The 7,320-nt window shown below is 26.1% G+C and carries 8 protein-coding genes; 3 read left to right on the top strand and 5 right to left on the bottom strand.

The genetic code is table 11. The annotated features are described in order from the left end of the window. The 3 genes from BN1173_RS02710 to BN1173_RS02700 all read right to left on the bottom strand — a co-directional run. A partial coding sequence (locus tag BN1173_RS02710) for a hypothetical protein (protein ID WP_040236431.1) occupies positions 1 to 714 on the bottom strand: 714 nt, incomplete at its 3' end. A gap of 23 nt (positions 715 to 737) precedes the next feature. Further along, positions 738 to 1,499 (bottom strand): exodeoxyribonuclease III, encoded by a 762-nt coding sequence (xth, locus tag BN1173_RS02705; protein ID WP_040236430.1) that lies wholly within the window; start codon positions 1,497 to 1,499, stop codon positions 738 to 740. A 14-nt stretch (positions 1,500 to 1,513) separates the two neighbouring features. Continuing rightward, positions 1,514 to 2,272 carry an MBL fold metallo-hydrolase gene (locus BN1173_RS02700; protein ID WP_040236429.1) on the bottom strand — a complete coding sequence of 253 codons (759 nt, stop codon included), beginning with the start codon at positions 2,270 to 2,272 and terminating at the stop codon, positions 1,514 to 1,516. Positions 2,273 to 2,432: 160 nt separating this feature from the next. On the opposite strand from BN1173_RS02700, the gene BN1173_RS02695 reads away from it, so the two are divergent. Genes BN1173_RS02695 through BN1173_RS02685 form a run of 3 tightly spaced genes read left to right on the top strand, consistent with a single transcriptional unit; the run spans position 2,433 to position 5,147 of the window. Then, the gene (locus BN1173_RS02695) at positions 2,433 to 3,722 is read left to right on the top strand and encodes a hypothetical protein (protein ID WP_040236427.1); all 1,290 of its coding nucleotides are present in this window, start codon (positions 2,433 to 2,435) and stop codon (positions 3,720 to 3,722) included. A gap of 2 nt (positions 3,723 to 3,724) precedes the next feature. After that, the gene (locus BN1173_RS02690; RefSeq protein ID WP_040236426.1) at positions 3,725 to 4,336 is read left to right on the top strand and encodes a glucosaminidase domain-containing protein; all 612 of its coding nucleotides are present in this window, start codon (positions 3,725 to 3,727) and stop codon (positions 4,334 to 4,336) included. Next, positions 4,323 to 5,147, top strand: a complete 825-nt coding sequence (locus BN1173_RS02685) for a TIGR02757 family protein (protein WP_040236424.1) — start codon at positions 4,323 to 4,325, stop codon at positions 5,145 to 5,147. The genes BN1173_RS02690 and BN1173_RS02685 overlap by 14 nt, the downstream gene beginning before the upstream one ends. Here BN1173_RS02685 and BN1173_RS02680 read toward each other — a convergent pair. Then, on the bottom strand, positions 5,125 to 5,916 hold the full coding sequence (locus tag BN1173_RS02680) for a type III pantothenate kinase (RefSeq protein WP_025400788.1): 792 nt from the start codon (positions 5,914 to 5,916) through the stop codon (positions 5,125 to 5,127). The genes BN1173_RS02685 and BN1173_RS02680 overlap by 23 nt on opposite strands. Beyond that, on the bottom strand, positions 5,909 to 7,320 hold a 1,412-nt coding region (locus tag BN1173_RS02675; RefSeq protein ID WP_040236421.1), incomplete at its 5' end, for a hypothetical protein. The genes BN1173_RS02680 and BN1173_RS02675, both read right to left, overlap by 8 nt.

Here is a 7,320-nt window from a genome sequence, read left to right as displayed (position 1 = left end):
TTCTCTAATAATAGACGTAAATCCAAAATCATACCAATCCTTTATACCTTTTAATCTAGAAATAGGAAACAATTCATAAAATAAAAATAAAAGTTCCCCTTTAGACAATTTTTCAATATCATTAAAATAAATTTTCTTATTTAATTCCCCAACATAAACAAAAAATCCCAACTTGTCTAAAATAAGTTTATTAAAATCAGGATTTAGAATACTTTTTTCATAAATTTCAATAGTAGCATGTTCACTTGCAACATTATCATAACCTTTAAAAGAAACCTGATCTAAGATAACAAAATTACCATCACTAAAACCTACTCTACGACCATCTAATGTTTTTAAAAACCCATCAAGATCATCAAAAAACACAAAAATATTTAACGCTTTAGATGCTTTCAAAACAAACTTTGAACTATTATAATTATCCAGATTATCTCGTTGCAAAGGATTAATAAGTTGCATATCATCCAATTTATCATTGCCACCCAAAACCTGTGTACCTTTCTCAATCAAAGCCTGATTAGCTAAATCAATATATGTAAAGAGCTCATCCTTTTGATTTAAATATTTTTCACGTTCTAATAAATGAATTATAAATAACAAATCCTGCTTCTCAAGACTGCGATAAAAATCAATACTTTCTAAATCAATTAACTTTATTCCAAAAGTCAGATTATGAATACACAAAAACAAAACCATTACAAAATACCGACTCATACATAACTCCCATACATATTAATCTATTGCTTTAATTTTAAAAAAACAGGACAATGATCACTACCCATTACCTTATTTAAAATTAAAGCATCTTTTACTTTAGATTGAAAAGCCTTATTTATAACAAAATAATCAATTCTCCATCCTACATTACGTTCCCTAGCTCTCGTCTTATAATCCCACCAAGTATAATTACCTGGCTCCTTATTAAACATTCTAAATGTATCCACATAACCTCTATTTAAAAAATTATCCATCCAATTGGTTTCTTCAACATAAAAGCCAGCAGACTCTCTGCTAGTCTTAGGATTGGACAAATCAATTTCCGTATGTGCAATATTAAAATCCCCACAAACAATAAGATTTTTTCCAGAAGTTGCAAATGCATTTGCAATAGATTCAAGACTCATCAAAAATTCAAGCTTATAATTAAGTCTTTTTCTTAAAGACTGTGAATTAGGAAAATATGCATTAATCAGAATAAAATCATGATAATGAGCAATAATGCATCTCCCTTCTCTATCAAATATTTCAATATTCATATTTTCCAATTTAATAGGCTCAATTTTTGAATAAATAGCAACACCACTATAACCTTTGATTATGGATTTTGAAAAATATGAATAATATCCCTCAATATCAATAAGCTCCCTAGGTAACTGTTCTTTTAAAGCCTTGGTTTCCTGCAAACACAAAATATCAGGACTATATTCTGCAATAAAATTAAGAAAACCCTTATTAGAAACAGCTCTTATTCCATTAACATTCCAAGAAATCAAATTCATCATTATATACCAATCTAAATATATATTTGTAAGCCATCATAAGCTAAATAAATATTATCCCTCCTCAAATAATCAAATTCATCATGCATAATATCATGTGCAATATGAGTGAAATAAGCAATTTTAGGATTGATCTTTTTAACTTCAAGAATAGCATCATCAAAATTTAAATGACCTGGATGAGGTTTAATTCTCAAAGCATCTATCACCAATACATCTAATCCCTCTAAATAACTATAAGAAATCTCGGGAATAGACTTAACATCAGTAAGATATGCTAAATTATTTATTCTATACCCCAAACTAATTATATCTCCATGTAGTAAAGGAATTGGAATTATCTTTATTCCTTTAAAAAAAATTTGCTCAAAATCAACTGCTAATCTAGGAAGAATATTGGCTTTTCCACTGATAGACATTCTTGATGAAAAATTATGTGGAAATGCATTTTTAATATGATGCATAGTAGTCTCTCGGGCATAAATAGGTAAAGGAACACACCTTGTATAAAATTTAATATCATCAAGTCCCATAATATGATCATAATGTTCATGAGTATACAATACCAAATCCAATTTCAAAATATTTTCCCTTAAAAGCTGTGTTCTAATATCAGGTCCCGTATCAATCAATAAGTTAAGACCACACAAACTTAACAAAAATGCACTTCTAAGTCTTTTATTTTTATAAAAATCTGAATTACATACTCTACAATTACAATTCAACATAGGAACACCACTTGATGCACCAGTTCCTAAAAATATTCCTAACATCTATTACCATTACCCCTTAAGAACCCCAATTATATCATAATAAAATTAAACGATAAAAGAAAAAACCTGGTTATATCATTAAAAGCTCAATGCAACTCAATAAATTATTTTGTAAATAAAGTTTTTATGCTTATAATTAGTTAAGGAAAAAATATTTTTTATGTACGAACAATCTTATGAAACAATATTTTTATTAAGTTTTGGTATATTTTTAATAATAAATTTGTTTAATTTTAAAAAAGAATTTTCTTATGAAGATTATTTCATCATATTCCCAGGAACCTTCTTCATAATTACGTTATATCTTATAGAAGCAAGACCATTAATGTTATATACCGGCTCCATATTCCTATTTTTCTTAATAATAACTACTATTAAAACCATAAAAACAATCATTCTTAGAAGACAAAAACAAAGGAAACAAAACAATAAACTTAAAAGAATATTTTTCACTATTCCTTTTAAAATAATGATAGTAATACCATCAATAATAATAGTATTTATTGCAACAATATTTTCATATCTCAGTTTCTTTATCAATTATCCAAAAGACATAAATGCAAACTATAAAATAGGATTTACAAAAATCAAAGATCACAAAAATAAACTAAATCTATCGGTTTGGTATCCAATTAATCTCACATTAGGACTTAAACGTCAAAACCCTTTTTTTTATTATGATTTTAATCCTTTCTTTATAAACGAAATGAATTACCTTCCAACATATGAAAATGTATATAAAGATGCACCAATTAGCAACCATCAAAAAATATATGACAGTATCCTAATTATTTTACCCTCTTATTCCCATGACTCAATGTTTAAATCATTCGTAAACAGACTAGTTAAAAAAGGAAATATTGTATATCTATATTCTCCAATATACAAACATGTAAACACTCATAACTTTATTAAAAATAACAATACAACTTTACTAACACATATTTCAAACTCAATGATTAAATATTTGGTAGAACCAATCAAAATTTTCAGTCAAAGAAAAGACAAAATATCTGATATTACAGAAATTCAAAATATAATAGAACTTGTAAAATCGAGTCAAAAATTAAAATTTTTAGATTCAAGAATGGATATAAATCAATTGGTCTTAATTACAATGGGAAATCAAATAAACATTGCAAATGAAATCATAAATCAAAATCAACAAATAAAAAAATATATAAATATTGGGGGTAAACCTCAAAAATTTAAAATCAAAACGTTACAATTATTAATAAAACAAGATGAAAATGAATGGCAACAAACAGAATCGGATATATCTTCTATAAAAATAATCAACATGAATCATATTGGCGAGATTTCTGATTTCATCTTTAGTAGAAGTTATTTATCAAGTTTCAACTTATTTAAAAATCAAGAATTAACATTACCAAGATTTGATTTCATGATAAATGAAATTGATCAATTTATTGAAGACAAAGGACATTAAAAATGCACAAGAAGTTTATACTGGTAGTAATATCACAAATATTATTAACAGTAAAGAGTTACTGCATTGAAGAAATAATTGAAATAAACACCTCAACACAAAAAGAAAAATATATTCCCTTTTTACTAAGTAAAGGAAAAAGTCAAGTAGAGGATATTGTAAAATATACATTAAAAATGAATCCTTATCTTGAAGCAGAATATGTAAAAACAATTGCACAAATTTACATAGAAGAAGCTATAATTGAAGGAATAAATTATGATATTGCCTATGCCCAAATGTTACTTGAAACAGGTGTTTTAAAATTTAATGGGATAGTATCAAAAGAACAACATAATTTTTCAGGATTAGGAGCCATTGACAATTTTACAAAGGGAAATTCTTTTTCTAATATGAAAGAAGGAATAAGAGCACACATTCAACATTTAAAAGCCTATGCCTCAAGCCAAGATATAAACTCAAATATGGTTGATCCTAGATTTTATTTCGTCAAAAGAGGATCTGCTCCAACAATATATGATCTCACTGGAAAATGGGCAACAGACAAACTTTATGATAAAAAATTAAAAAAAATATTGTTAGGGTTGTTAGAATTTGAGAATGCAAAAAAATAAGGATAATATATCAGAAATATTAGAATTTATATACAGTAAATATAATAAACGAGAATTTGTTCATCCAGACCCATTAGAATTTTTATATAAATATACAGAAAAAGAAGACATTGAACTTGTAGGTTTAATTAGCTCATCACTAGCATTGGGAAGAGTTGAGAAAATATTATCAGCAATTGAGTACATTTTAAAACCACTTGGAAAACAACCTTCAAAAACACTCAAAACATTTACAAGAAAAGATTTAAATGAAATATATAAAGACTTTACATACAGGTTTTTTACAACAGAAGACATTGTTAAATTACTAATGTCTATTAAAACAATAAAAGAAAAATATCTATCAATTGAAAATTTATTTCATAACATCTACAAAAAAAACAAAAACTTTATAGCAAGTTTAGACGAGCTTATAATACAAATGGAAAATGTTAATAAAGAGCCATTTGGAATGATACTCCCCAAACCATCAAAAGGAAGCGCTTGTAAAAGACTATTTTTATTCTTAAGATGGATGATAAGAAAAGACAATGTTGATTTGGGAATTTGGAATAAAATTAATCCATCAAATTTAATAATTCCAATGGATACTCATATGAGAGATATTTCAGCAAAACTATTTAATCTTCAAAATACAAAGAATGTAAGTCTCAAAAGAGCAATAGAAATTACAAAATACTTTTTAGAACAAAACAAAGATGATCCTGTAAAATATGATTTTTCATTAACTAGATTTGGAATAAACAAAAGCTTCAACAAAAAAGAACTATTTACAAACATTTTTAATTTCAAGACAAATGATTTTCTTTAAAAGCATTTCCCAAAATTCTAATGCCTTCAAGCGTCAAATATAAATTAAATATAAAATCTACACTTATTAAAGGTAAAATCAAATTAGAATTTCCCCCCGTAATTATTAATTTAAATTCTCTATCATAATTACGAATAAGATCATGATAAACACCTTCTATTAAATACTTATACTGATAAATTACACCGCTATTGACACTATCAATAGTTGACAAACCCAATAAATTTTGAGGCACTACAAGATTAAAATCCTTTAAAAGATATGCATTTTCAATTAATGCAGTCAAACTTGTGAAAGGTCCACCATTAATTAAACCTCCAAGTATGCCATCTTTTCTACTAACTGCAAAAATAGTACAAGCTGTGCCAAGATCTGCAATCAAAGCATCATTAATATTATAATATTCAATAGCTCCAACAAGATTTGCAAAAACATCTGATCCTAAAATAAACTTACGACCATTATAAAATTCAAAACTTAAATCATAACTTAAATCATAACCAATAAATAAAGGAGTCACATTATAAAGAAAAATAATTGCATCAATAAGCACTTTATCGATAACTGGTACAACACTACTTACAAATACTTTACTAACTTTAAAATTAAATTTGAGTTTAAGAAAGTTACAAAGCTCTCCAAAACTTAAATCGAGTTTTGTTTTAAGTTTACAAAATATTTGCATGCCTCCAACATCATATAACGCAAAAGATATACTTGTATTTCCAATATCAACAATTAACTGAGCTGAATCAACAATTTTACTCATCAATATCCCTAAATCCCATTATATTATCAAATCTTAAAAAAATTTTTGTATCATCGAGTTTTTTAGGTGTTATTTTTAAAACCAATGTTTTATTTCCAGCATAATATCTCCACCCATCAGAATATATATAAAATTGAACATCTGTAAACCAATTAATATTTCTAAATCTAACTAAAGTAGGACGTTCAACACCTTTAAAAAAGAAATATCCAGGAGAATTTAAATCACGATCAAATTCAATAGAATAAAAAGACTGAGAAAAATTAAAATTTACAATCTTTGACGAACTATATATCCAATGTCCAATTCCAAGATTGGGAAATAAATTAAATTTTGGAATATAATCATTATCAACAATATCAGCATAATAATTCTCATATGGAATACTATTACCATCAGAGTTCATCAAAGAATAGTAAATAGCATTACAAGCAAACTCCAATATTAAATTAGAATTTAACTTAGAAGCAAGTCTTTTAAGTAATCCAGCAATTTTAAGTGTATACTCAATATCCCAAGACAAATCCTTTTTATTTTCAGAAACATAAGCCTCTCCATCATTAGTTACAAAAAACAATGTAGAAATAAATTTTATTAACTCTTCTCTCAACTTATCCAATATAAAACTATCATTATCAAACTGCAAGAATATAATATAATTAGAGAGAATATTATAGGCTTGTGTTAAATCAAACCCAGAGCTTAATATTACTTCTGGAGTCCTTAAAATATTTAACGATTCATTTAAAATAGAAACATTTTCAGATAAAAAAACCTTTTCTAAAAGATACGCATCTTCCTTTAAATATTTCAAAATTTTATCTGGTTCAAGAGAATTAATAAAAGTTTTATTTACAGAGAGATAATGAAAAAACATATCTATTTTTTCAGCATCAACATAATAACTTGAACTTAAATAAGTTAAACTATCTTCATTAAGACTGATTAAAGGTTTAAGTTTTGGAAATATATCCTCATAGTTATGCCTTGTTAAAGATTCTGCCAAATAATAAATAAATATATCCTCATCAAAAGAATATACATTACCCTTACGCCATCCACCCTTTTTAATGCTAAAATTTGAACTGTTACTCCATGCATCATAAACTTTATCTCTAAATTTCATTAAGACTGAATCAAAATTTTTTTTACTTATCTTCTTAATTAATGAATAAACAGCAGAAAAATTCATATTCAAAGGAATATCTCTAGATACTACTTCATTTGCTATTTGAGGTTTTGCAACTAAATTTCCAATTTGAAAAATTTCTTGAGGACTAATTAAAATTTCCCTCTCTTTTAGTTTACTATGTTTGCCTAAAGAAACATCGAAATGGTTATTTGTAGAATCATTCACAATAATATTTTTATCAAATAAAATTTTATAATCGCTCTCAATTTCAT

The organism is Borrelia crocidurae (assembly GCF_000825665.2).
Lineage (GTDB): Bacteria > Spirochaetota > Spirochaetia > Borreliales > Borreliaceae > Borrelia > Borrelia duttonii.
The sequence above is the reverse complement of the archived record's forward strand: the minus strand, read 5'-3'. Positions and strand labels throughout refer to the sequence as shown.

Excerpts from the sequence above, each read along its gene's own strand:
- BN1173_RS02680 (WP_025400788.1), bottom strand. The coding sequence starts at position 5,916 with ATGAGTAAAATTGTTGATTCAGCTCAGTTAATTGTTGATATTGGAAAT.
- BN1173_RS02690 (WP_040236426.1), top strand. The coding sequence starts at position 3,725 with ATGCACAAGAAGTTTATACTGGTAGTAATATCACAAATATTATTAACA.
- BN1173_RS02695 (WP_040236427.1), top strand. The coding sequence starts at position 2,433 with ATGTACGAACAATCTTATGAAACAATATTTTTATTAAGTTTTGGTATA.
- BN1173_RS02685 (WP_040236424.1), top strand. The coding sequence starts at position 4,323 with ATGCAAAAAAATAAGGATAATATATCAGAAATATTAGAATTTATATAC.
- xth (WP_040236430.1), bottom strand. The coding sequence starts at position 1,499 with ATGAATTTGATTTCTTGGAATGTTAATGGAATAAGAGCTGTTTCTAAT.
- BN1173_RS02700 (WP_040236429.1), bottom strand. The coding sequence starts at position 2,272 with ATGTTAGGAATATTTTTAGGAACTGGTGCATCAAGTGGTGTTCCTATG.